The 25934-nt window shown below is 34.8% G+C and carries 25 protein-coding genes; 9 read left to right on the top strand and 16 right to left on the bottom strand.

Features of this window, described 5'->3' with window-relative positions; all coding sequences use genetic code 11:
- Window positions 1-141: 141 nt before the first annotated feature.
- The 12 genes from FA048_RS02770 to FA048_RS20000 form a co-directional block, all read right to left on the bottom strand.
- Window positions 142-1209, bottom strand: a complete 1068-nt coding sequence (locus FA048_RS02770; protein WP_136838682.1) for a M20 family metallo-hydrolase — start codon at window positions 1207-1209, stop codon at window positions 142-144.
- 88 nt (window positions 1210-1297) lie between these two features.
- Complete coding sequence (proC, locus tag FA048_RS02765; RefSeq protein ID WP_136838681.1) at window positions 1298-2110, bottom strand: pyrroline-5-carboxylate reductase; 813 nt, start codon at window positions 2108-2110, stop codon at window positions 1298-1300.
- Between the two features lie 320 nt (window positions 2111-2430).
- Window positions 2431-3219 carry an acetylglutamate kinase gene (argB, locus tag FA048_RS02760; RefSeq protein ID WP_136838680.1) on the bottom strand — a complete coding sequence of 263 codons (789 nt, stop codon included), beginning with the start codon at window positions 3217-3219 and terminating at the stop codon, window positions 2431-2433.
- Between the two features lie 50 nt (window positions 3220-3269).
- Window positions 3270-3563: a GIY-YIG nuclease family protein gene (locus FA048_RS02755; RefSeq protein WP_169306801.1), complete on the bottom strand. Its 294-nt coding sequence runs from the start codon at window positions 3561-3563 to the stop codon at window positions 3270-3272.
- Between the two features lie 55 nt (window positions 3564-3618).
- On the bottom strand, window positions 3619-4596 hold the full coding sequence (locus FA048_RS02750; protein ID WP_136838678.1) for a Rossmann-fold NAD(P)-binding domain-containing protein: 978 nt from the start codon (window positions 4594-4596) through the stop codon (window positions 3619-3621).
- A gap of 82 nt (window positions 4597-4678) precedes the next feature.
- Window positions 4679-5809 (bottom strand): aspartate aminotransferase family protein, encoded by a 1131-nt coding sequence (locus FA048_RS02745; protein ID WP_136838677.1) that lies wholly within the window; start codon window positions 5807-5809, stop codon window positions 4679-4681.
- Window positions 5810-5836: 27 nt separating this feature from the next.
- On the bottom strand, window positions 5837-6214 hold the full coding sequence (locus FA048_RS02740) for a four helix bundle protein (protein WP_136838676.1): 378 nt from the start codon (window positions 6212-6214) through the stop codon (window positions 5837-5839).
- Window positions 6215-6245: 31 nt separating this feature from the next.
- Window positions 6246-7250, bottom strand: a complete 1005-nt coding sequence (argC, locus tag FA048_RS02735; RefSeq protein ID WP_136838675.1) for an N-acetyl-gamma-glutamyl-phosphate reductase — start codon at window positions 7248-7250, stop codon at window positions 6246-6248.
- Window positions 7228-7578, bottom strand: coding sequence for a cupin domain-containing protein (locus tag FA048_RS02730; RefSeq protein WP_136838674.1), 351 nt, complete (start codon window positions 7576-7578; stop codon window positions 7228-7230). Before FA048_RS02730 ends, argC begins: the two co-directional genes overlap by 23 nt.
- Window positions 7579-7684: 106 nt before the next feature.
- A complete protein-coding gene (locus tag FA048_RS02725; RefSeq protein ID WP_136838673.1) occupies window positions 7685-8884 on the bottom strand; it encodes an argininosuccinate synthase in 1200 nt (399 codons plus the stop codon).
- A complete protein-coding gene (locus FA048_RS02720; protein ID WP_136838672.1) occupies window positions 8885-9577 on the bottom strand; it encodes a GNAT family N-acetyltransferase in 693 nt (230 codons plus the stop codon).
- A gap of 85 nt (window positions 9578-9662) precedes the next feature.
- Window positions 9663-9797, bottom strand: coding sequence for a hypothetical protein (locus FA048_RS20000; protein ID WP_262709715.1), 135 nt, complete (start codon window positions 9795-9797; stop codon window positions 9663-9665).
- Window positions 9798-10011: 214 nt separating this feature from the next.
- Between FA048_RS20000 and FA048_RS02715 the strand changes: the two genes are divergently transcribed.
- From FA048_RS02715 to FA048_RS02675, 9 genes are all read left to right on the top strand, one after another.
- On the top strand, window positions 10012-10725 hold the full coding sequence (locus FA048_RS02715; protein ID WP_136838671.1) for a DUF4397 domain-containing protein: 714 nt from the start codon (window positions 10012-10014) through the stop codon (window positions 10723-10725).
- 210 nt (window positions 10726-10935) lie between these two features.
- Window positions 10936-13353: a TonB-dependent receptor gene (locus FA048_RS02710; RefSeq protein WP_136838670.1), complete on the top strand. Its 2418-nt coding sequence runs from the start codon at window positions 10936-10938 to the stop codon at window positions 13351-13353.
- 2 nt (window positions 13354-13355) lie between these two features.
- Complete coding sequence (locus FA048_RS02705) at window positions 13356-14069, top strand: DUF4198 domain-containing protein (RefSeq protein WP_169306800.1); 714 nt, start codon at window positions 13356-13358, stop codon at window positions 14067-14069.
- 68 nt (window positions 14070-14137) lie between these two features.
- A complete protein-coding gene (locus FA048_RS02700) occupies window positions 14138-15310 on the top strand; it encodes a PepSY-associated TM helix domain-containing protein (RefSeq protein ID WP_225872462.1) in 1173 nt (390 codons plus the stop codon).
- A 2-nt stretch (window positions 15311-15312) separates the two neighbouring features.
- The gene (locus tag FA048_RS02695) at window positions 15313-16239 is read left to right on the top strand and encodes a DUF6607 family protein (protein ID WP_136838668.1); all 927 of its coding nucleotides are present in this window, start codon (window positions 15313-15315) and stop codon (window positions 16237-16239) included.
- A 143-nt stretch (window positions 16240-16382) separates the two neighbouring features.
- The gene (locus FA048_RS02690; RefSeq protein WP_136838667.1) at window positions 16383-17528 is read left to right on the top strand and encodes a M28 family metallopeptidase; all 1146 of its coding nucleotides are present in this window, start codon (window positions 16383-16385) and stop codon (window positions 17526-17528) included.
- 1 nt (window position 17529) lies between these two features.
- Complete coding sequence (locus FA048_RS02685; RefSeq protein ID WP_136838666.1) at window positions 17530-18033, top strand: 2'-5' RNA ligase family protein; 504 nt, start codon at window positions 17530-17532, stop codon at window positions 18031-18033.
- 91 nt (window positions 18034-18124) lie between these two features.
- A complete protein-coding gene (locus FA048_RS02680) occupies window positions 18125-19201 on the top strand; it encodes an NADH:flavin oxidoreductase/NADH oxidase (RefSeq protein WP_136838665.1) in 1077 nt (358 codons plus the stop codon).
- A 76-nt stretch (window positions 19202-19277) separates the two neighbouring features.
- The gene (locus FA048_RS02675) at window positions 19278-20795 is read left to right on the top strand and encodes a DUF4394 domain-containing protein (protein WP_136838664.1); all 1518 of its coding nucleotides are present in this window, start codon (window positions 19278-19280) and stop codon (window positions 20793-20795) included.
- Between the two features lie 96 nt (window positions 20796-20891).
- Here FA048_RS02675 and FA048_RS02670 read toward each other — a convergent pair whose 3' ends face one another.
- From FA048_RS02670 to FA048_RS02655, 4 genes are all read right to left on the bottom strand, one after another.
- Window positions 20892-21878 carry a pyruvate dehydrogenase complex E1 component subunit beta gene (locus FA048_RS02670; protein ID WP_136838663.1) on the bottom strand — a complete coding sequence of 329 codons (987 nt, stop codon included), beginning with the start codon at window positions 21876-21878 and terminating at the stop codon, window positions 20892-20894.
- Window positions 21879-22009: 131 nt separating this feature from the next.
- Window positions 22010-22369, bottom strand: a complete 360-nt coding sequence (locus tag FA048_RS02665) for a bleomycin resistance protein (RefSeq protein ID WP_136838662.1) — start codon at window positions 22367-22369, stop codon at window positions 22010-22012.
- A 46-nt stretch (window positions 22370-22415) separates the two neighbouring features.
- The gene (locus FA048_RS02660; protein WP_136838661.1) at window positions 22416-22985 is read right to left on the bottom strand and encodes a GNAT family N-acetyltransferase; all 570 of its coding nucleotides are present in this window, start codon (window positions 22983-22985) and stop codon (window positions 22416-22418) included.
- Between the two features lie 81 nt (window positions 22986-23066).
- Window positions 23067-25934, bottom strand: a complete 2868-nt coding sequence (locus FA048_RS02655; RefSeq protein ID WP_225872461.1) for a PD-(D/E)XK nuclease family protein — start codon at window positions 25932-25934, stop codon at window positions 23067-23069.

Below are 25934 nucleotides of genomic sequence, written 5' to 3'. Positions count from 1 at the left end.
TATTGTTAGCCGCTGATTTGCAGATTTTGTCATCCTGAGCATAGTCGAAGGAAAATCTACCAATCAGCGGTTTTTTATTTATTCTATTTTGTAATTAGTCAAGATTTGCAATCCGGTCTAAATGAGGCTTTTTTATTTATTCTATTTTCCGTTAATAACTGGCTTCAACATATTTACATAACCTGCTACGCCTTCAGCAACCTCACGAACGTATAAAAACTCATCTGCCATATGCGAGCGGCCAGAGAAACCTGGACCACATTTTACAGATGGGATATCTAATAATGCTTGGTCTGATGTTGTAGGAGAGCCATAAGTTGTTTTACCTAAATTTACACCGGCTAAAACCACAGGATGATTTTTATCAATAGATGATGGTTTTAAGCGAATAGAGCGAGGCGTCACATCACAATCTACATTTGCCCTGATGATTTCCAAAACCTCTTCATTGGTGTAAGAATCTGTTACACGAACATCAACCGTAAAAGTACAATTAGCAGGAACTACGTTATGTTGTGAGCCAGCATTGATAATCGTAACCGTCATTTTTAAAGGGCCGAAAACCTCAGAAACTTTTGGGAACTGGTAATTCCTAAACCACTCAATGTCTTTTAGTGCTTTGTAGATCGCATTTTCTCCTTCTTCTCTAGCCGCGTGACCAGCTTTTCCATGTGAAGTACAATCTAAAACCAGCAAACCACGTTCTGCAATGGCTAAATTCATTTCGGTTGGTTCGCCTACAATTCCGAACTCTAATTCGCCTAAATCTGGGAGAACTAATTCCAATCCGTTGTTACCAGAAATCTCTTCTTCCGCAGTTGCGGCTAAACAAATATTATATTTTAAGCCTTCTTGAGGATAGAAGTACAGAAAAGTTCCAATCAAAGAAACTAAACAACCACCAGCATCATTACTTCCTAAACCAAATAATTTATCTCCTTCAATGGCAGCATCATAAGGATCACGAGTGTAACCAGAATTTGGCTTAACGGTATCATGATGAGAGTTTAAAAGTAATGTTGGTTTTGCAGGATCAAAATGCTGGTTATAAGCCCAAACATTATTCATTTTGCGATAGGTTTTCACCCCACGTTCTTCTAAAAATTGTGCGATTAAATTCGCCGTTCTATCTTCTTCCTTACTAAAAGATTGGATGCGAATTAATTGTCGCAATAAATCCAGACTTTCTTTTTGTATGTTTTCAATCATAGTATTGAGTAATGCGTATTTAGATTAGCTTCTTGAACCTTCCCGCCGCCATCAAGCCTTCTAACTTTTCGCTTTGGTCTTTATTTTTTTAGCTTTCCTTTGTATATAAATTTCCAGCTTTTAAAGCTGAAAGCTTAATGCCTTTAATTAACGATGAACTAAAGCCATTATGCTCCATTTCGTTTAAGCCTGCAATGGTACAGCCTTTGGGCGAAGTTACTTTATCTATTTCTGACTCTGGATGTGTTCCATGTAGTAAAAGTAAATCGGCAGCTCCTTTTGCCGTCTGAACAGCCATTTTCAGCGCTTCATCTGCGTGAAACCCAATCTCTACTCCACCTTGTGATGCTGCCCTAATTGCTCTTAAAAAGAATGCAATACCACAAGCACAAAGTGCAGTTGCCGAGGTCATTAAATCTTCATTGATTTTAACTACAGAACCAACGGTCTCGAACATTTTGGTAACATCAGATAAATTCTCCGCAGAAGCATTATCACTTGCAATACAAGTCATAGATTGACCGATGGCAATAGCTGTGTTTGGCATCGCTCTGATTACTTCTACATCATTGCCTAACTTTTCTTTTACCGCTGCGCAACTTACACCAGAAATCACGGAAATCACCAAGTGTTTAATAGGATTTATAGCTGATGAAATTTCATCTAAAACTAAATTTAATTGCTGCGGCAAAACTGCTAAAATCACAACATCAGCATTTGCTACAGCTGTTTTATTATCATTGCTGATATTAAATCCTGCAACTGCAAAGGGTTTTAGATGGTCTAAACTTCTGCGTGTTAAAGTAATTTGAGCAGCCGATGTGTAGTCAGCCTTCACTAGTCCTTTCGCTAAAGAAATACCGATATTTCCAGAACCTATAATTGCTATTTTTTTTGTCATTTTTAATGATTTCACCGATTAAAGTGATTTCACCGATTAGAGTGACTTCACCGATTTAATATTTATTAGAAAAGTAAGGCTTTTGCCTCTATTAATGTCAGCCCTGCTATTCGCTACAAGTCCCGAAGAAATATCGGGAGCTTTTCGCTACTATCAGGTTTAGCTTGCAAGGGCAGTGGTTAATTTGTCCCTTTTCCTTGCCATCGCAAACTGATTTACCACTAAAGCACAAAGACCACCAGGTAAAATTGTATTTCTTTGCGTACTTTGTGCCTTTGCGGTTTTATTTTAATACACAACGCCAAGTCCCCTTTAGGGGATTAGGGGTTCAGTTTTGTCCCAAAGTTTCCACCTTCCAATTCTACTAGCTCATCAGCTTTGCCAATGTAAACAGCCGCAACTCCTTTGTTAATTGCTTCAAAAGCATTGTGCAATTTAGGTATCATTCCGCCTTGTACAGTACCATCTGCTTTTAAAGCTTCAAATTCACTTGCTTTGATCTCGTGAACAACCGTAGCATCATCATTTACATCTTTCAGCACACCTTTTTTCTCGAAGCAATATACCAATCGTGTTTCATATAATGATGACATTGCAACAGCAACAGCCGAAGCAATCGTATCAGCATTTGTGTTTAACAATTGCATATCTCCATCATGAGTAATGGCACATAAAACTGGTGTTAAACCCGCTTTTAACAAGCTATCCAGCGTAGTTGATGAAATAGAATTTTCATCTAAATCTCCAACAAAGCCATAGTCGATATCTTTTACAGGTCGTTTTTTAGCTTTAATGATATTTCCATCAGCGCCAGTTAAACCAATTGCATTATTACCTTTTGCTTGTAACTGAGCCACCATATTTTTATTAATAAGGCCAGCGTAAACCATTGTTACAATACGTAAAGTCTCAATATCAGTAATCCGTCTTCCATCAACCATTTTGGCTTCAATACCCAAACTTTCTCCAAGTTCGGTCGCAATTTTTCCACCACCATGAATTAAGATTTTATCTCCAGGTAAAGCAGTAAAATCTAATAGAAATTGATGTAAATTCTGAGAATTATCAATTACGTTTCCGCCAATTTTTATAATGGTTAGTTGTTTCATATATGTATCGTCATTGCGAGGCACGAAGCAATCCTAATGCTCAATCTTAGTTAATCTAATGTTTCAAACAAATCTAACCAATTAGGATTTAATGCCTTTATTAGATTTATCTTTTGCTGTCTATTGCCCCCCTTAATTCTTTTTTCTTCATCAATCGCTTCTTCGATATGCAGAAAAAATTCAAAGTATACCAATTTGCAGCATTTATATTTTGAGGTGAAACTTTTAGGATATACACAGTTTTTATGTTCCCAAACACGGTTTCTTAAATCAGAAGTTACCCCTGTATAATAAATGTTATTAAATACATTCGTCATAATATAAACGTATCCACCTCTTTCCATTTTGCTTTTCTACCACTTTAAGATTGCTTCGTGCCTCGCAATGACGAGCTCTTTTTTATAGTTCTTCTAACATCGCTTTTAAAACTGCTTGTGCCGACCAAAGTCTGTTTCCGGCTTCATGGATAACCAATGAATTCGGGCCGTCCAAAATCTCAGAAGACAATTCTAAATCACGACGAACAGGTAAACAATGCATTACCTTAGCATCATTTGTGAATTTCAACTTATCGTTGTTCATCATCCAGCCATCTGGATAAGTTAAAACTTTACCATATTCTTTATAGCTGCTCCAATTCTTCACGTAAATATAATCCGCACCAGTTAAAGCTTCTTCTAAATTATATTCAATTTTAGCTCCCAGCGTAAAATCTTCAGCAAGTTCATATCCTTCTGGTTGCGCAATCGTAAAATCTATCATTCCTTCTGCTTGTGCTTTACACATCCATTCTGCGAATGAATTCGGAACAGCTTGAGGTAATGCTTTTACGTGTGGCGCCCAAGCCAAAACAACTTTAGGTTTATCGTTAGCACCAACTCTTAGTGGGTTCCAAGTTTCGTGAATGGTAATGATATCTGCAAAACTTTGCAATGGGTGGCGAGTTGCACTTTCTAAGCTTACCACAGGAACAGCGCAATATTTCACAAATTTATTGAAGAAGTCTTCGCTGTAATCTTCTTCCCTGTTTTGCAATTTTGGAAAAGAACGCAAACCTAAAATATCACAATATTGACCCATAACAGCAGCAGCTTCACGAATATGCTCAACAGTTGAACCATTCATTACTACACCATCTTGAGTTTCTAATGCCCAGCCTTCTTTATCCAAGTTCATTACCATTACGTTCATTCCCAAATTTAGCGCAGCTTTTTGAGTGCTTAAACGAGTACGCAAACTTGGATTCATAAAAACCAACCCTAATGTTTTGTTTTTACCCAAATCTTGGTGTGCATAAGGATTTGCCTTTAATGCCAGTGCATCCTTTACAAATTGTTTGATGCTCGGAACATCGTGTACGGAAGTGAATAACTTCATATCTGTATATTTTTTATGCTGTCATGCTGAGCTTGTCGAAGCATCTTTTGTTTAGATCCTTCCTTCGCAGGATGACAAATTATTATTTAACTAGTTTGCTGAATGCTGCCAAAAACTCGTCTGCATTCTCCCTTGTAAGATTTAAAGCTGGCAACAAACGAATTACGTTTGGTTTAGCTTCACCAGTAAAAATGAAATGTTTAAACAACAAATCTTTTTTAACGTGAGCTAATTCTTCTGGTAATTCAATGCCAATCATTAAACCACGACCTCTAACTTCTTTTACTTGCTCAAATTTATTCAATTCTTCAATTAAATAGTTGCCTATTTCTTCAGCATTTTTCATCAAGTTATCTTTTTCCATCACTTCTAAAACGGCCAATGCTGCAGCACAAGCCAAGTGATTTCCACCGAAGGTTGTTCCTAATTCTCCGTGCCAAGGTTTAAACTTTGGTGCAATTGAAATTCCTGCTACAGGAAATCCGTTACCCATTCCCTTAGCCATTGTATAAACGTCAGCTTCTACGCCCGCATAATCGTGTGAATAAAATAAGCCTGTTCTGCCATAACCGCACTGAACACTGTCTGCAATATATACTGCATTATATTCATCGCAAAGCGAACGGATTTTTTGCAAGAAACTTTTTGAAGCTTCTTTGATTCCACCAACACCTTGAATACCTTCGATAATTACAGCGCAAATTTCATCGCCCTGTGCTTTAAAAGTTTCCTCTAATGCAATCTCGTTATTATGAGGCAAAAAGATGACATTTTCAGTCTGGTTAACAGGAGCAACAATTTTCGGATTATCTGTAACAGCAACCGCTAAAGAAGTACGTCCGTGAAATGCACCTGAAAAAGCAATAACTTTTTTCTTTCCATTGTAAAACGAAGCCAATTTTAAAGCATTTTCGTTTGCCTCGGCACCAGAATTACACAAGAATAATTGAAAATCTTTTTTGCCAGAAACTTTACCTAATTTTTCTGCCAATTGAACCTGTAAAGGAATTTTAACCGAATTAGAATAAAATCCTACCTTGTTTAATTGGTCGGTTAAGCGAGTTACATAATGTGGGTTTGTATGACCGATAGATATTACAGCATGACCGCCATATAAATCTAAATATTTTTGTTCGTTAGCATCCCAAACATTACTGCCAGATGCCTTTGTAATTTCTATATCGTTAAGTGGGTAAACGTCGAATAATTGCATTGTAATTTAAGTTATAAGTAGTACGTTTTAAGTTATAGGTTTGGGAGCATATTTACTTCTCACTCTTCCAATCAAGCTGATAAGCATTGCCTTAACTTCATTAATACTGTTTGATAAAATTGAAAACTGTTCTTCGGTTAAATAATCTAAATCTTTAGATAAAATCAAGAAATATTCTGCTTCATTAGCTGAACCTAAAGATATATTTAAAAAATTAGCTAAATCTGCTTGGGTATTTTTACCACATCCTTCTGCAATATTAGCTGGTATTGATGAAACAGCACGCCGCAGTTGATTTGTTAAACTATAAATCTCTTCTTTAGGAAAATTGGCACTTACCTTATAAATACTAAGTGTAATTTGGTGCGCTTTCTCCCACACTTTTAACTCTTTGAAATTTTGCATACACTTATTACTTAAAACTTATAACGTACCACTAAAAATAAGCTGCTTTTAACTTCAAGCCAGCTGTTTCTTCCAAGCCAAACATCAAATTCATATTCTGAACCGCTTGTCCGCTTGCGCCTTTTAATAGGTTGTCGATTGCACTGATGATAAATAATTTATTTCCGTGTTTTTCGATATGAACCAATGCCTTATTGGTGTTTACAACCTGTTTTAAATCTATGTTTTTCCGGCTTACGTGTGTAAATGGATGAGTACTATAATAATCTTCGTAAATAGTCTGAGCTTTTTCTAAAGTCAAATCACTTTCTAAATACATTGAAGCTAAAATGCCCCTAGTAAAAGCGCCACGTTGTGGGATGAAATTTAAAGCTTCAGAAATTGATGGCTGAAGCTGTACTAAACTTTCTCCAATTTCATTTAAATGTTGATGTTCAAAAGCTTTGTAAATAGAAAGATTGTTATTTCTCCAGCTAAAATGTGAAGTTGTAGCTAAGCTTTGTCCGGCTCCAGTTGATCCAGTAGTAGCATTGATATGAACTTCGTTTTTAATTAATCCTTTTGCAGCCAGTGGTAATAAGCCTAACTGTATACAAGTTGCAAAACAACCGGGGTTAGCAATGTTTTTTGCGTTTTTTATCGCATCACGATTTAACTCAGGCAAACCGTAAATAAAGTTACGGGTTGCGAGTTGCGAGTTATCGGTAAGTCTAAAATCTTGTGATAAATCGATGATTTTAATATTTTCGTTAATTGGATTTACATCCAAAAATTTCTTTGCATCACCGTGTCCAACGCATAAAAAAAGCACATCAATATCTTGAGGAATATCACTTGTAAATTTTAAATCAGTATCACCAATTAAATCCGTATGTACATCAGAAATTAAATTTCCAGCGTTGCTTGTACTATTTACGAAAGCGATTTCTACGTTAGGGTGGTTAACCAAGATACGTAACATTTCACCGCCGGTATAACCTGCACCACCAATAATTCCTGCTTTTATTTTTTTACTATTCACAATCTGTTCTGTCATTTTGAGTTGATGGATAGGAGAAAAGTATAAATTCTAAATCTTGATTTGTTTCATTCGAGATTTTATGTTTGTCGCCTGCTTTTATTTGCAAACCAGTATTTGCATCGACTAAAACGGTTTCATTTTCTATAAAAAATGTTGCCTGTCCTTTTAAAATGTAGAAAAACTGCTCGGCATAAGTGTGAAAATGCAATTTCTCAGCAGTTTTAGCCGGCATCAATTCTTGCTTAATAGCTGCATCTGCTTTGCTTAAAAAATTCCACCCGTCACAATTATCGCCCCATTTGTAATGGCTTAAACAATTTTCTTTTGAAAGGATTTCTATCATATTTTATCTATTGCCCTTCGGCAAGCTCAGGATGACAACATTAGGAGATTGCTTCGTCGCTCCTCCTCGCAATGACGAAAGGTGGTTGGCTTTCTGCTTTAGTCTTTTAGCTTTCTGTTTCTTCTCCGTTTACTTTATGCCAAATCATTACTTGGTTACCAAAAATTTTAGAGAAACCTTTAACATCTTCTCCGCTCCAAGCATTATTCATTTCGCCATAACTGCCAAATTTATTGCTCATTAAATCATGGTTAGATTCAATTCCGATAATCTGGAAACGATATGGCAATAACTCTACAAATACTTTACCGCTTACAACTTTTTGTGTATCGGCTAAAAAAGCTTCTATATTCCGCATTATTGGGTCGTGAAATTGACCTTCATGTAGCCAGTTTCCGTAAAATGATGACAACTGCTCTTTCCAACTCAATTGCCATTTAGTTAAGGTATGTTTTTCTAAAGTATGGTGGGCCTTAATAATGATAATTGGAGCTGCTGCTTCAAAACCAACACGACCTTTAATCCCTATAATAGTGTCACCTACATGAATATCTCTACCAATACCGAAAGGTTGAGCAATTGCTTGTAATTTTTGGATTGCTACAACTGGATTTAACTTTTCTCCGTCTATACCAACCAATTCTCCTTTTTCAAATGTCAATTCAATTCTTTTAGCTTCGGTTTCTGAAACTTGAGTAGGCCAAGCACTTTCTGGTAAAGTTTCGTTAGAAGTTAAAGTTTCTTTTCCTCCAACAGATGTTCCCCATAAGCCTTTATTAATTGAATATCTTGCTTTTTCTGCACTATACTCAACACCATGTTTGGCTAAATATTCTATTTCCGCTTCGCGGGATAATTTTAAATCTCTAATTGGCGTTATGATTTCTACTTCAGGAATAAGGATGTTGAAAATCATATCGAAACGAACTTGGTCATTACCCGCTCCTGTACTTCCATGAGCAACGTAATCTGCACCAATTTTCTTCACATAATTGGCAATCGCGGTAGCCTGGCTTACACGCTCAGCACTTACTGAAAGAGGGTAAGTTGCATTCTTTAATACATTACCAAATACTAAGTATTTGATGCAACCATCGTAATAACTCTCAGTTTCATCTACTACAGCGTGAGATGCAACCCCTAAAGCATAGGCACGTTTCTCAATTTCTTGCAATTCTTCACCAGAAAAACCACCAGTATTAACAATTACAGAGTGAACCTCTAAACCACGATCTTCAGCTAAGTGAATGCAACAAAATGAGGTATCTAATCCTCCGCTAAACGCTAAAACAACTTTCTTCTTCATTTATTTAAATAATAGAGTAAACAATAGTAAAACTGATTTTAATCCAGATTTTGGTTTAATAACCAATCTCGATTTAATACGCATAAAACGTTCATATAGCCCAGGTTTTTTCTGTAGTTCTTCAGCAAAAATCTTGGCTGCTTCGTGTTTTTTCTCTGCAGGATCATAAAGCATTGCCGTACACATGCAGTTTTTACGATCCTTCATTTTTAAGATTTCGAAATTCACGCAACTTTGACAGCCTTTCCAAAAATCTTCATCTTGTGTTAACTCAGAATAAGTAACGGGCTCATACCCTAAATCAGAGTTGATTTTCATCACGGCTAATCCGGTAGTTAAACCAAATATTTTTGCTTTGGGATATAGTGCTCTAGACAAGTTAAAGATCTCTTGCTTTATAGCATGAGCCAAGCCTCCTTTTCTATATTTTGGGCTAACTATTAAACCAGAGTTCGCTACAAATTGACCGTGGCTCCAGGTTTCAATATAGCAAAAGCCTGCCCAAGAGCCATCTTTATGGAAAGCAATCACAGACTTGCCTTCTTTCATTTTGCTGGCAATATATTCTGGTGAACGTTTAGCAATGCCTGTACCTCTAGCTTTCGCTGATTCAGCCATTTCTGTTACAATCTCTTCTGCAAAAACATAATGTTCAGCGATAGCGACTTGTACTATAAATTCATTAATATTCATTCGTTTCTCTAACGAAAAATTAAGGTATTCTTGTTAATTGGGTTTTTAGAGAGGATCAATTCCTCGTTGGTATTAGTAAGAAGTACTAAATACGTGGCGTATAATTTTGCCGATTGGTGGTGATATAAAATACGGGGTGTAAACGCTCAATAAACAAGCTTTTAGCCGCAATATTCTTTGCTTCTAAAATTGAAAGTTTATGGATAATATTCTTGCTCATTATTTTGTTTGCTAATCCGTATTAAATTAGTTGAGGTGCAAAGGTTTAAATAAAAATTGGCTTGTGCAATAATAATCTGATTTTTTTAAACTTTATTAAACTAATCTGACGTAACTAGGTTCATTTTTTAATAAAAATATCATTTAACAAAGTTTAACACGACTCTATTAAGATAAAAAGCAATATTTGTCTAAATTTAATATATTCTTTGATTATGATAAGATCATTTACTACATCTTTAAAAAGCTTACAAACAAAATTAGGCTTTCTAATATTGGGAATTGGCTTAGTTGTTTTAAGCTCATGTAAAAAGTCAGAAACTGATACAACCCCTTATTCAGCCATCACAGTTATTAATGCTTCCCCAACTGCCGCTACCTATGATGTTTATTTAGGAGATAAAAAATTAAATAGTGCAGCCTTACCACTAGGTGGTTCCGTTGCTTATACTCAACAGGTTGTGGGAACATACGATTTGAAGTTTACAACTGCTGGTAGAGCTGAAAGTTTATTGACTAAGAATGTGAGTCTGGCTCAAAATACTTACCAGTCATTTTATTTGGTTGGAAGACCAGATGCGTTTGAAAGTATTTTTGTAAGTGATGATTTAAGCGCAACCTCAACTACAAATGCATTTGTTAGGTTTATTAATTTATCTCCAGATGCGCCCGCATTATATTTATCAATCACCGGTGGAGCTTCTGTTGCTACCAACCAAACTTACAAGGGTATAAGTGCTTTTGTACCACTTGCAGCTGGCAGCTATTCTTTTGATATTAAAGATAATGTAACCTCTGCTGTAAAAACAACACTTGCAGGCATAAGCCTAGTTGCTAATGGGTACTATACAATTATTGCTAAAGGTTTAATAACTCCAGCTTCTGGAACGGAAGTTCCACTTAGCGGTCAAGTTATAATTACACGATAACAGTTTTTGTAAGATAGACCTTACCGTTCCAAGACTAATGGGCAGCCAAATTATGGTTGCCCATTTTTTTTGAATTATCTGCAATAGAGCGTTATTTAATAGATTTTCAATTAAAAAATATCTTATTTAGAATTATTCAAAATAATTTGGATAATAAAGTTTTGTGTTGTTAATTTGCAGTTCTTTAGAATTAATCCAAATAAGAATAACATGCAGCTACGTTTACAAATCACAACCCTATTATTAATCATCATCAGTTTTTCGGCTCTGGCGCAACAGACTGGAACAATTAAAGGAAAAATTACAACATCAGATGGTCTACCAGCAGTATATGTAAATATCAATCTAAAAGATAAAAATCAAAATACTACTTCCGATGACATGGGAGGGTACACCTTGAATAGAGTAAAACCGGGCACTTATATTTTAAGAGCTAGTGCTATAGGTATCAATGCTCAGGAGAAATCAGTAACTGTAGTGGCTGGTGAAACAGTTAAAGTTGATTTTGTTTTAACAGAGAATAACCAAGCATTACAAGAAGTAACAATTGCAGGTAAAAAGAATAAATATAAAGTTAGTTTGCCTTCAGCATCATTAAGATTAAATGAGCCACTTTTAGAAGCACCTCAAAATATCCAAATTGTAAGCGATCAGGTCATCAAAGACCAACAGATTATTAGTATGAGCGATGGTTTAATTAGAAACGTTAGTGGTGCTGTAAGGTTAGAGCATTGGGGGGATATGTATACCAACATTACCATGCGTGGTTCTCAAATCCAAGCAATGCGTAACGGTTTTAATTTTGTATCATCTTATTGGGGCCCTCTTACAGAAGATATGAGTTTTGTAGACCATATCGAATTTGTTAAAGGTCCAGCAGGTTTTATGTTAGGAAATGGAGATCCTAGTGGAATGTATAATGTGGTTACAAAAAAACCTACTGGGATTAACAGGGGAGAGGTTTCTGTAACAGTTGGGAGTTATGACCTATATAGAACAGCTATAGATTTTGATCATAAACTAACCAATGATGGAAAATTATTATTTAGGTTAAATGCAGCAGCTCAAACCAAAGGTTCATTTAGACCTTATGAAACTAATAATCGTTATACTTTCGCACCGTCATTGAGTTATCAAATTACTAATAGAACTAAACTAACAGCAGAGTATGCATTGCAAAATGCAAAAATGACTGAAGTTGGATCTTACTATATTTTTGCCCCAAATGGTGGATATGCTTCATTACCAAGAGATTTTACGTTAACACAACCAGGTGTTGAGCCAGCGAGAATTAATGATCATAGTGCATTTATAAATTTACAACACAACTTTAGTGATACTTGGAAAGCAACAGCACAAGTTGCCTATTCAAAATACCTACAAACAGGTTCAAGCTCTTGGCCATCATCGGTATTTGCTAACAATACATTAATAAGAAATGTTGGTATTTGGGATGCAGAAAGCAGTCTAAAACTTGCTCAATTCTTTATCAATGGACAAGCTAAAACTGGCGGTATTGTGCACAGAATATTAGCTGGTTTCGATGGTGGCAAGAAAAATTATATGGCTGATTGGGGCCAGTCTCATGATTTGGATTTACCTTCCTCTCCATTCGATTTAAACAATCCTAATTATGGCTTCCCATCTAATGGCTATCCTAATTTTGATCGTGAAACTCCTTTAATGCAAAGAGCAATTGCTGCAGGTGGTTTAATGGGTCAAAAATACTTAAGTGGCTATATCCAAGATGAATTAGGCTTTTTCAACAATAAATTTCGCTTAACATTAGCAGGAAGATATACTTATGTAAGTCAATCTGCATGGGGAGGTGATCCAGATAAAGCGAAAAAATTCACACCACGTATTGGTCTAAGTTATTCAGTTGATAAAAACACAGCTGTTTACGCTGTTTATGATGAAGCATTCACACCTCAAACAGGTTTCTTACGCAGTGGTGAAAAAATTGATCCGATTACAGGTACTAACTATGAAATTGGTGTTAAAAAAGATTGGTTTGATGGCAAATGGAATACAACTTTGGCCGCGTATAGAATTCTTAAGCAAAACGAACTTACCGGAGATCCTTCAAATAAAGCAGGAGAGACTTTCAGTATTGTTGTTGGAGAAAAAAGAGCTCAAGGTATCGAATTTGATTTAAGAGGTGAGATTACTGCTGGCTTAAAATTAATTGCCAACTATGCATATACCGATGGGAAAGTAACAGAAGTTGCTCCTGGAGTTACAAGCATCGTTGTGGGTGAAGTTGTTCCTGGTTTCGCAAAACATACTACCAACGTTTGGTTAACTTATACTTTGCAAGATGGTGCATTAAAGGGAGCTGGTATTTCTGCAGGATTTACACATTTAGCTGGTAGGGCAACGGGAACCTATGATGGCTCTAACGCTAACAAGAATTTACCTAACTATTTCAAATTAGATGGTGGTTTATTTTGGGAAAACAAAGCTTTAAAAGTTACTGCAAATGCATTCAACATTTTAGATAAATACCTATTTGCAGGAGCTTATTATACAAATTATTGGAATGCCCCAACTTATGATCAACCTGCTTACTCATGGCAGGCAGAAGCTCCAAGAAATTATCGTTTAAGCATTGCCTACAAATTTTAATTATGAAAACTAAAATGATCCTACTTGTTGCATTATTTACTGTTAGTATCTCAAGTGCATCGGCTCATGCTTTATGGTTGGAAACTGCTTCTACTGGAGCTAAGGGGCAGGCACAAGAAGTTAAAGCCTTTTTTGGTGAGTACACTACTAGCGATATCAGTGCAACAAAGAAATGGTTTAGTAATCTAAAAGATTTTAATTTGGTGCTAACTGCTCCAGATGGGACTAAAACAACATTAAAAACAACAGCAGATTCGTTGTTTTATAAAGCGAGTTTTACACCTAATCAAGATGGTACTTATTTGCTATCAGTTGTACATGTAGTTAAGGATTTATATCAGAATGCTAAGCTTCAATATTATGCATTTGCGAGTGTAACAATTGGTACTAACAAAAATTTAAACAATGCATTCCCCGCTGAGGCCAGTTTAACTATCAGGCCATCAAAATTGGTTTTGCATACAAATGAATCAGCATCACATCAATTAGTTTTTAATAAAGCTCCATTAGCTAAAGAGAGAATCACCATTATTTCTCCTGATCAGAAAAAATTAGAAGTAGAAACAGATAAAGATGGTCGGTTTAACTTCAATCCTATTCAAAAAGGGGGTTATTTTTTAGAGGCATTTGCCGAAGACAAAACCCCTGGAAAATTTGATGGAAAAAATTATGAAAAGGTTTGGCATGTAGTAACCTATTTCACAGAAATTAAATAAAAAATACAAAATAATGTTTAACCAATTGGCTTTAAAGGTCAATTGGTTAACTCATAAAAAGGCAATTGATGATGGGTTTAAAAAAACCAATACAGAAAAAGACCAACAGGTTTAAATATTGGATAGGAAGATTGCATCTATGGCTTGGATTAATTTCTGGATTATTTGTGTTCTTCTTGGGAATAACAGGTTGTATTTTAGCTTTTGAAAGAGAAATAGAAGATGCTGTACAATCTTATCGTTTTACATCAGAACAAAACAAACCTTTATTACCGCCAACACAACTAAAAGCAATAGCTGATCAGGCATTACCTAATAAGAAAGCACATAGTATAAATTATCAGCCAGGTAGAACAACCCAAGTAGTTTATTACCATGATGCGCCAGCGTACTATTATATTGTTTTTGTAAATCAATATACGGGTAAGGTTTTAAAGGTGAAGAACATGGATGAGGATTTCTTCAGAATTGTAATTATGGGACATTATTATTTATGGTTGCCTCCAGAAATCGGTCAACCGATACTCACTACCGCTACCATGATCTTTGTTTTTTTGTTAATATCCGGACTAATACTGTGGTGGCCTAAAAGTAAAGCAGCAAGAAAACAGCGCTTTAGCGTAAGGCTTAAATCAAAATGGCGTAGACTGAATTATGACTTACATAATGTGCTAGGCTTTTACATGACTTTTATCGTCATATTTATTGCTTTGTCTGGAATGGTAATGGGATTTCAATGGTTCGCAAAATCAGTTTATTGGGTAAGTTCTGGTGGAAAATCAATGAAGGTATTTGAAGAAACATTTTCTGATACTACTTCAACAGCTAAACTTAGTTTAAATGCAGCAGCAGCTGACAAGCTTTGGGCAAAGTTTGTAAAGGAAGATCCAACATTTACTGGTAGTTATGATGTTCACATTCCAGAGAATGAAAAATTAGCTGTAGAAATTGCTAAGAATCCAGATCCAACTACCTACTGGAAAGCAGATTATCGCTATTTTGATCAGCATACTTTAAAAGAAATTGAAGTAAAACACATGTACGGTAAATTTTCAAATGCAAGCATAGCTGATAAAATTTCGCGTATGAATTATGATGTCCATATTGGTTCTATAGCTGGTATACCAGGAAAAATAATGGCGTTTATTGCAAGTTTAATAGCAGCAAGTATGCCAGTAACTGGTATCATAATTTGGTTAGGTAGAAAGAATAAAAAAACAAAATCTCTTAAATCAATATAATCATGAAAAAACTACAATTACTATTTGCTCTAATATTTTCAGTATTGAGCGTTACTGCACAAAATAAATTAGATCAAGATCGCGAAGCGATAAAATCTTTAGCAGGATTTTACAAAGTTACATTCAACTATGCTGAGACCTTCTCGCCAAATGATGATTATAAATTCCATGAAAGACATCGTTCTTCTGCAAAAGAAATTGCAATTATTTTAGAGGAAACCCCAAAGAAAATTGTAATCCAACATTTGTTGGTAATGAGAGGAGATAGCATGATCATTAAACATTGGAGAGAAGACTGGACATACGAAGACACGCAAATTTTAGCTTATGATAAGGAAAATGCTTGGAAAAAAGTTACACTTTCTGCTAATGATGTAAAAGGGAAATGGACACAAAAAGTTTTTCAAGTAGATGATAGTCCACGTTACCAAGCTATTGGAAGTTGGGTACACGTAGATGGAAGACACCAATGGCAAAGCAATACCGACTCCCCATTGCCACGTAGAGAGAGTACTGAGCGTAATGATTACAATGTGTTAAACCGTGGCAATAATCTTTATCTAACAGCTAACGGTTGGATGTTTGAGCAAGACAATAAAAAAATAATTCGTTCTGAAAGTGGAGATAAACTTGTGGCTATGGAAAAGGGCTTAGAAGAATTTATAAAAACAGATCCAAAATCTTTCGGTTACGCCCAAACATGGTGGAAACAACAAGAAGGTTTCTGGAAAGATGCTCGTGCAACTTGGGATGTTGTATTTGCAGAAAACAATTATATTAAATTGAATCTTAAAATTGACAACAAATTATTATACGAACAGTTTTTTGCGTTAGGAGACCAATCAGCTAAAGAAAAATGGTCCTCAGAAAAGAATAAAGAAAACATCAAAAAAGTGATCGATGCTTATTTAGCTAAAAAAGCTAGTTAAGCCATATAAAAAAACATCAGCCGCAGATTCGCAGATTTTTATAAATTAAATCATTGAATCTGCGGCTTTCTTATGCCGTAATTTTAATCAGTAGCAAGCGTTTATTATATTGCTAAAGAAAACCATTTACTTTTCGAGCATTTATGAAAAAAACTTTATTTATATCATTGTTATTTTTAAGTTTTAACAGCTATGCACAAGATTTAAAATATGTCCGCAAAACTTTAAATACCTTAACATCTTCTGAATTTTGGGGGCGAGGATATACTAAAAATGGGATGGAAAAGGCTGCTAACTTCATCCAATCTGAGTTTAAATCCTTTGGGTTGAAGCCCATGGATGGTAAAGATTTTAAACAATCGTTTATATTTTCTGTGAATACTTTTCCGGGTAAAATGGATTTAAGTATAAATGGCAAAAGACTAATTCCGGGTAATGATTTTATTATCCAGCAGGGAAGTATAGGAGTTAAAGCCAATACAAGTTTAGCGGAAAAAGATAGTTTAAATTTTCTTACGGCATCTAGCAAGCTACTCGTAACCCTAACAGATAAACTAACTTGGTCTGTCTCACAAAAAGTAAATGATTACACTCAAATTTTAGTTAATAAATCATCACTTAGTGAAGTGCCAAAAAATATAGAAGTTGATATTAAAAATACTTTTATCCCAGATTTTAGAGCTTCAAATATATGTGGAGTTGTTAAAGGGACTGAAAAACCAGATTCTATAATACTAATCACTGCTCATTATGATCATTTAGGGGGTATGGGTAAGGACACCTTTTTTCCAGGAGCAAATGATAATGGTAGTGGAGTTTCATTTCTATTGAGCTTAGCTAAATATTATGCTAAAAACCCTCAGAAATATACAATTGCTTTTATCTGCTTTGCTGGAGAAGAGGCAGGTATTTTGGGATCCAAATATTTTACAGAGAATCCACTTATCACACTGCAAAAAATTAGGTTTTTAATTAATGTGGATATGGTTGGTACTGGTGAAACAGGGGCAACTGTTGTCAATGCAACTCAATATCCAAAAGAGTTTGCTTTGTTAAATCAGGTCAATGATAATGGAAAATTTTTAGTTAAAATCAATCCTCGTGGTAAAGCGGCAAATAGCGATCATTACTTTTTTACTGAAAAAGGAGTGCCTGCATTTTTCCTATATACACAAGGTGGAATTTCTGCTTATCATGATGTTTTTGATAAAGCAGCAACCTTGCCTTTTACCATGTATGAAAACTTGTTTAAGTTATTTGTTGGGTTTAATAAATATTTGATGAATTAAGATGGAAGAAATTAGAAGGCAACTCACTTTATTTATTGAAAATGAAACTATAGAAAAAGTTAGAGTTAAATTTAATCCAGCCCAACATGCTTTAATTTCTGCCCATGTTACACTATGTAGGGAAGATGAACTAGAAGATTTAGATACGATAATAGCAAATATCAAATCGCTTAAGATTAATAAACCAATTCGTATCATATTTAACGATGTTGAAAGATTTGAAAATGGAAAAGGCGCCTTAATTCCTGCATGTAAAGAAGGCACGCCGTTGGTAAACCATGCGAATGACCACTTTCATAATTTAAGGGATGCCATTCTTATTTCTCCTAGAAAACATCTGCCACATATTACCTTGATGCATCCTAGAAATTCTACTTGTACTGATTCTATTTTTGAAGAAATTAAATCTTTCAAATTGCCAGCAACATTATTCTTTAACAAAATCAGTTTGATAGAACAAAAAAGTGGCGGAAAATGGAAAGTTTTGGATGAATTTTCTCTTTAAGAATAACTCGATGTCATTACATTGTTTGGATATTTAAACGATAGAAACAAATCCATTTCCTTGTTGTTAATTTGCCTAAAATCTTTACACTATGTCATTACTTTTCTCTCCGCTTAAAATCAAAAACATTGAGTTAAAAAATAGAATTGTGGTTTCGCCAATGTGCGAATACTCTGCAACAGATGGTTTTCCAAACAACTGGCACTTGGTCCATTTAGGAAGCCGTGCTGTTGGAGGTGCTGGCTTAATTATAACCGAGGCAACCGCTGTTTCACCAGAAGGAAGAATTTCAATTGCTGATCTTGGTCTTTGGAAAGATGAGCAAATTGAAAAATTTAAAGAGATCGTTGACTTTATTCATCAAAATGATTCGGTAGCGGGAATCCAACTTGCTCATGCAGGACGAAAGGCTAGTTTTGATACCCCATGGGAATCTCCAATACAGTTAGATGAACAAAACGGCGGCTGGGATACAGTTTCTGCAAGTAATGAAATTTTTAATCCAATAGATAAAACACCAATCGCTTTAGATATTGCAGGAATTAAAAAAGTAAAAGAAGATTTTAAATCAGCTACAGTAAGGGCAATGAAAGCAGGGTTTAAGGTAATTGAAATCCATGCAGCACATGGATATTTACTACATCAATTTTTATCGCCAATTAGCAATAAAAGAATAGATAATTATGGTGGAAGCTTTGAAAACAGAATTCGTTTATTAATAGAAACTGTAGAAGCTGTCCAAGAGGTTTGGACTAAAGAAAATCCACTTTTTGTAAGAATTTCGGCGACAGATTGGGCGGATGGGGGTTGGAATGAAGAGGAGTCTGTTCGTTTATCAGCATTATTAAAAGAAAAAGGGGTTGATGTAATAGATACATCTTCTGGTGGTTTAACTTTGGCACAACAAATCCCACTTTCGGCAGGTTATCAGGTTCAATTTGCTGCTGCTATTAAAAAAGAAACTGGCATTATAACCGGTACAGTTGGTCTAATAACGAAAGCACAACAAGCAGAAGAAATTTTGCAAAGAGAAGAGGCTGATTTGATTTTCTTTGCTAGAGAATTATTAAGAGATCCTTATTTCCCATTACATGCTGCAGTTGACTTGGGAGAAGATGTGAAATGGCCATCACAGTATGAAAGAGCTAAACCGAGAAAGCAGTCATAAATTAAATTTAAAGGTTTATCTTGTACTAAACTTTAACGGCTTTTATTTCGTTATTAAGTAGATTTATTAAAATTAAATGTTAAGAATTTTTTCAAAAAGATTACATCTCCAGTTCGCGCTGAAGCTATTATTAGTGGCCTGCATAGTTTCTTCCTGTAAGAAAGGTGATCCAGTTATTACTTTGCCTTTATCTGGCCCCGATCAAGGTTTCTATGCTTTAGCTGATAACAGCTTGCTTAGGTTTAATGCAAATAATATTAAGACCCCAATTTCTAAAGTCACCATTACAGGTTTATCTGCTGTTACAGAAAAATTGTTAAGCATAGATTTTAGACCTGCTACCGGAGAGTTGTATGGAGTAAGCGATGCGAGCAAACTATATATTATCGATGTAATTACAGGTAAAACAAGAACTATTTCAACTACAGCTTTTACGCCATTATTAGCTGGTACAATAGCTAGTTTGGATTTTAACCCAACTGTTGATAGAATTAGAATAGTAACAAATACAGGGCAAAACTTAGTGCTAAACCCCGAAACAGGTGTGGTAACTTCAACAGATACAAATGTAGGCAGTACAGCTATTAATGGTATTGCTTATAGTAACAGTATTGCTGGCGCCACTAGTACAACATTGTATGATATTGATGCTGCGGCAAAAGTATTGTATAAACAAGATCCGCCAAGTAACGGTACTTTAGTTAAAGTTGGTAACTTAGAATTGGATTTAGGAACCAACGTTAGTTTTGACATTTCACCAGATAACAAAAATGCAATTGCTATTGGGAGAAGTTCCACTGGAGCAAATTTATATACTATTAATTTATCTACTGGTTTAACGGAATTGAGAGGAAGATTTCCAGCTGATTTAGCCATCCAAGGAATAGCGATATTATCAAATCCAGTAGCTTATGCGGTAGACAATACAAACACCCTATTAATTTTTAATCCACTTTCTACCGGATCAGCAACCAAAAATATTACAGGTCTACAGAATGGAGAAACTATCTTAGGTTTAGATATGCGTCCTGAGAATGGCCAATTATATGCTTTAGGTAGCACTAACCGTTTGTATACTGTTAACATTGGTACAGGAGCTTTTACAGAAGTGGGTATTTTAACTACAGCTCTTTCTGGAACAAGTTTTGGCTTTGATTTTGACCCAATAGCCGATTTAATTAGAGTAGTTAGCAATACAGGTCAAAACTTAAGAATAAACCCCGCTAATGCCTCTGTAACAGTAGATGTGAATATTACAACGGTTACTGCAGCCTTAAGTGCAGCTGCATACAGCAATAATTTTAAGGGGGCAACCGCAACAAAACTTTTTGTAATAGATCATACCGTTGATAAATTATATACACAAGAACCAAATTCTGGTGTTTTAACTGCTATTGGTGATTTGAAAGTTAGTATCGAAAACACAAATGGTTTCGATATTATTAGCACAACTACAAGTAATACTGCATACGGAATCTTTACAGTTGCTGGAAAAAATGGATTGTATAGAATAGATTTAGGAACAGGATCAGCTTCTGCGCAAGGCGATATTACGAATATAATAACTGCCTTTACTTTAGGCTTAAGGTTTTAAGCACATATCTTTTATAAAAGGATCAATAAAAAATCCCCTAAGTTTTCTTAGGGGATTTATATTTTATTCACTTTGATAAGCTCAGCGTAATATCGATTATTTGTTAACGTACATCACTTCTTTTACAGCTTTAACAACTTTTTCTGCATTTGGTAAGCTAGCAGCAATTAATGTTGGAGCGTATGGAAGTGGAACGTCTGCACAAGTAATACGTAAAATTGGCGCATCTAAATGATCAAATGCATTTTTTTGAACGTTAAAAGTAATTTCTGAAGAAATTGATGCTAGTGGCCAGGCTTCTTCAACAATTACTAAACGATTGGTCTTTTTAACGGAAGTAATGATAGTTGCATAATCAATAGGGCGAACAGTTAATAAGTCGATAACCTCTACATTGATACCCTCTTTAGTTAATTCTTCTACAGCTGGATTTACAACACGAGTTAACATTTTACCGAAAGTAACGATAGTCACATCTGTACCTTCTTTTACTACTTGAGCTTTACCAATTTCTATAGTATACTCTCCTTCAGGAACTTCACCTTTATCACCGTACATTACTTCAGATTCCATGAAGATAACTGGGTCTGGATCATTAATTGATGCCTTTAATAAACCTTTAGCATTATAAGGAGTGGATGGAATAACTACTTTTAAACCTGGGCAATTTGCAAACCAATTCTCGAAATTTTGAGAGTGTTGTGCACCTAATTGACCAGCATTACCTGTTGGGCCACGAAAAACGATGGGCACTGAAAATTGACCACCACTCATTGATAAGATTTTAGCAGCAGCATTAATGATCTGATCAATTGCTACCAATGAGAAGTTAAAAGTCATGAATTCTATAATTGGAATTAAGCCATTCATAGCGGCACCAATACCGATACCTGCAAAGCCTAATTCAGCAATTGGAGTGTCGATAATGCGTTTGTCGCCAAACTCATCTAACATACCCTGACTAACTTTATATGCACCATTGTATTGCGCAACTTCTTCGCCCATTAAAAAAATGTTCTCGTTTTTACGCATTTCTTCGTTTAATGCTTCGCGTAGTGCTTCTCTAAATTGAATCTCTCTCATTTGTTTATTCAAAAATTACCAATCGCAAATATAACTATTGTATCGTAATTTTAAAGTAGTGTTTTGATTACACTTACATAATTATTTTAGCTACCGAATTATGTTCTTTGTTAACCTTAATTGATGCTATTTTATTCCTTATCTATCGAAATACCCTCACCAAAATGGATGATATTGCCGTTATTATCTAGTATAGAAAATTGGCGCATCTCCCATTCCATGTCTTTTATCTTCCCATTGGGATGAATTATGCCCAAAGGTTCATACTCCGCATAGAGCTTGTCTACCTCGGTTACATTCACATAACAGCCTGTGTTTTTGGGGAATTCTGGATTATCGGTTGTCCAGAAATGGATGTTAATCTCATCCCTGCTGAAAATTAAATAGCCAGCCCAATCCGAATGAAAGGTAAAGCCTAATTTTTCGGTGTAAAATTTAACCGTTTCTGCTGTGTTTAGAGAAGCCAATATTGGTGTTGCTGCTTTTAACATTCTTGAGTAATTAGTATAGTATTTAGATTTAAGCTTACTTTCCGTTTTACCTTTTCCATTTTACATTGCTTTCTAATAAGGAGTATATCTCACTATCTAGAAATTTACCCTGAAAATAAAAATCTTCTTTAAAATAGGCTTCTTTTACAAAACCGTGTTTAAGTAAAATTTGTCTAGAGGCGTCATTTTCAGGGTCAATATTTGCTTGAATTGAGTGTAAATTCATTTCCGCAAATCCAAAATCAATAGTTTTATTTAAAGCCTCAGAAATTATTCCTTTTCTCCAATAATTTGGATGAAGCATATAACCTATTTCAGCCCTATAATTTACCAAATTTGTTCGCCAATAACCTATAGAGCCAATCATTTGACTTGGGTTTTGTTTTAATGCAATTACCCATGCTAAATGTTGCCCTTGGTTACAGCCATCATTGAAGTTTGAAATGAAATTTTCTATTTCAGCAACCGTTTTTTGCCTTTCCCTGTGTATAAACCTCATTACATCTTCATTGTTCCGCAATGCGAATAAGGCTTCAGCATCTTCATTTGTATGAGAACGAAGAATTAATCTTTCGGTTTCCAGTATTGGGAAAGAAGAGAAGTTTAATTGAAGCATTTTTAAATATAAGCTGAAAGCAGAAAGAATAAAGAGAAAAACTTATTTTTTGCTTTCAGCTTTTCACTATGGTCTTTCTGCTTATTTCCCAAACAAAGTTTTATAAATAGAGTACTTATAATTATCAGGAATAGCACTTGCCGTAAAATATGGGGCTTCGAATAGTTCTGTCAATTTTTTTCTAAGTTCTGCTAAAAATTCTGGTTTAATTTCTTCGAGAAAATCTCCAGACAAATTTTGTCGACCTGTTTTAAACCAAATCCCATCTTGGCTCATTGTTTTAACGATATACAAATTAGGCTCTACACAAGTTTTGCCCGAAAATTGTTCATAAGCATAAGTGTAAAGCAACGTTTGTATTAGTGCCTTGTTGATATTTTTTCCATCTGAGTTAAAGAGCTCAGGAATATCTTTAAAAGTCAGCTTATCACTACCAGTCTTGTAATCGATAATTTTAGTTATCCCATCTTTCACGTCAACCCTATCTATATAGCCAAATATTTTTACACTTGCCTCTTGGCCGTTAAGTGGAAAAGTAATTTCAGCTTCTACTTTTTGTTCTAAGCTTACGATATTAAAAGGTGTTTGTTTGGTATCCTGGTCTAAAATAATTGTTACGTAAGCATCAACAATAGCTAAAATAACCTTTTGCATGCCTTTATATTCAATTACCTTATCAGGATGGTTGAACATTACTGCGTTAAATGCCTTTTGAATAAGCCCAGGAATTAGCTTTTTGCGTTCGTTAATTCGTTCTGCTGTGATTTCACCATTTTTTAGATCTTGATAAAAGTATTCCATCACCTTGTGTAAAATGGATCCAATTTCATTGGCCTCTACAACAGCACTTACTTCTTTTGGCTCTTTAATTCCTGAAATATAATTGAAGAAAAAATCTATTGGATTAGAAATATATTGCGTTATAGCAGATGGGGATAAGATTTTAGTTTTATTGAGATATTTTTGCAGTGTCTCTTGAATAAATTTATTGCCAGTTTTCTCTATTTTAACTTCTTTAAATGGTTCTGTCTGTATATTTAAATTGAGTTCATGATATTTAAAGTCAAATCCACTTTCAAACTCTAGTTGTTTTAAAATTCTACTGGCTTCACCAGATGTTGATTCGTCTGTTAAGCTATTATAGACAAAATTGATATTGTTAGATCTCTGTAATAGACGATAGACCATGTAAGATGAAATTGCATCTAAATTTTCTAAAACAGGCAAACCATAAACCCTTCTAATGCTATCTGGAATAAAGCTGTTTCCAATAGATGACTTTGGAATAATACCTTCATTAAACCCTAAAATTATAACCTTATCAAAGTTCAAATTTCTAGTCTCCAATAACCCCATTACTTGAATACCTGATAACGGATCTCCAGCTAAAGGAACAGCAATTGCCTGCAATGATTTTTGAACCAAATAAATGATAAAGGGTATTTCTTCATTATCAATATGTTTACCAAAAGTGTCATGTAACCTATTAAGCTCTTGGATGCTTTTTACAAACAATTCTGCATCTATTTTTTTTAGCGTTTTAGCATTTGAAAGTCTAGTTAATACATAATCTAAAACTCCTATTAAAAAAGGTACTACATTTTCTGGCCTTTCTATTTTTTTATAGAAAACTTCAAATAGCCCACTTTGCCTTAACAATCGTTGATGGTCAATTTCTACTACATTTTCATTCAGCAAAGCAGTTTGGATTTTATCACGCATTCTTTGACTTAAACCCGATAATGGATGTGTGATAAAAGCCTCTACATTTTTATAAGAAACTCTACTGCTTTGTAAAATCTCTAATTGACTAGTTAGCCATAAATCTGCCAAGCCAAATATGCTTGAAGTAGCCAATGCAAAACCCATGGTTACATTCAAATCAATATTATGCCCATTATTTGTAGTAGGGATGGTTTGTAAAGTAGGAATGAGAAGACTTTCATCAGCTAAAACAACGACTGTAGAACCAATTTCCGCTGAGTTTTCATAATCATCAGCTAAGATAGTATTAAGGATTTTTGCCTGAGCTGATTGACCTTGAACTTTAAAAACATTAACCGAGTGGTTTTCTGTTTTTATCAGACTTGGCTGGTTCTCAAATATATTTTTTAAACCTAATTGATTAATGTTCTTTCTTAAAAACAAGCCTGCCTCTTGTAAAGGATCATTCAGGTAATATTCATCTACATCGAAATAAAATAACGCTTTTTCGGCTTGTTGTAATTGCGTAAATATTTTTGCTTCAGCATTGCTTAATGCATTAAAGCCCACAAAAACAATTTTACCTTTTTCGAAACCTTTTAAGAACTCTTGTTGGTTAATATCTTCTTTTGCTAAAAGGCGGTAAGCATAACCATTAGTGATATAATCTTGTGCCTTTAATGTTTCATGAAGCTTGTGATAAAGCTTAGGCATTCTACGCCACATCTTTATAAATAACTCTTGCTGTTTTTTATGTTTTCCTTCAGAATAAGATGTCCAGAATTGAGCTAGAAATTCATATTGCTCAGGACTTAAATAATCGAAATCTTTATTGATAATCGAAATATCTTCCAAGTCTCGATAAAGTTTTTCTGCATCAACCAAATCGCTATCTATTTGGTTAAAATCACTGAGAATAATCTTTGCTAAAGGAAAAAATTTGTGACTAGAAATAGTTTCCAATTTTTCTTCTACTAAGAGTTGATTATAGATCTGATGCAATGTGAAGAATTGCATGTAAAAATCAGCGATTTTATAATTAGTTGCAGCTGCAAAAAACTCTTGGATGGTAAAAAAAGATGGACTAAAAAACGGTTTTTGAATGATATCTGCTAAATGTTTTTGCAAATAGGCAGATGGTCTTTTATTATTAAAAATGATGGCACAATTTTGCAAATCCGAACCAAACCTCGCCATCAAATCTTCAGCAACTTCTTGTAAAAATGGGTTCATTCTCATTTCCAT

This window comes from Pedobacter polaris, assembly GCF_005116505.1.
Classification (GTDB): domain Bacteria; phylum Bacteroidota; class Bacteroidia; order Sphingobacteriales; family Sphingobacteriaceae; genus Pedobacter; species Pedobacter polaris.
Note: the sequence above shows the minus strand (reverse complement) of the source record. Positions and strands in the feature narration are given on the sequence as shown.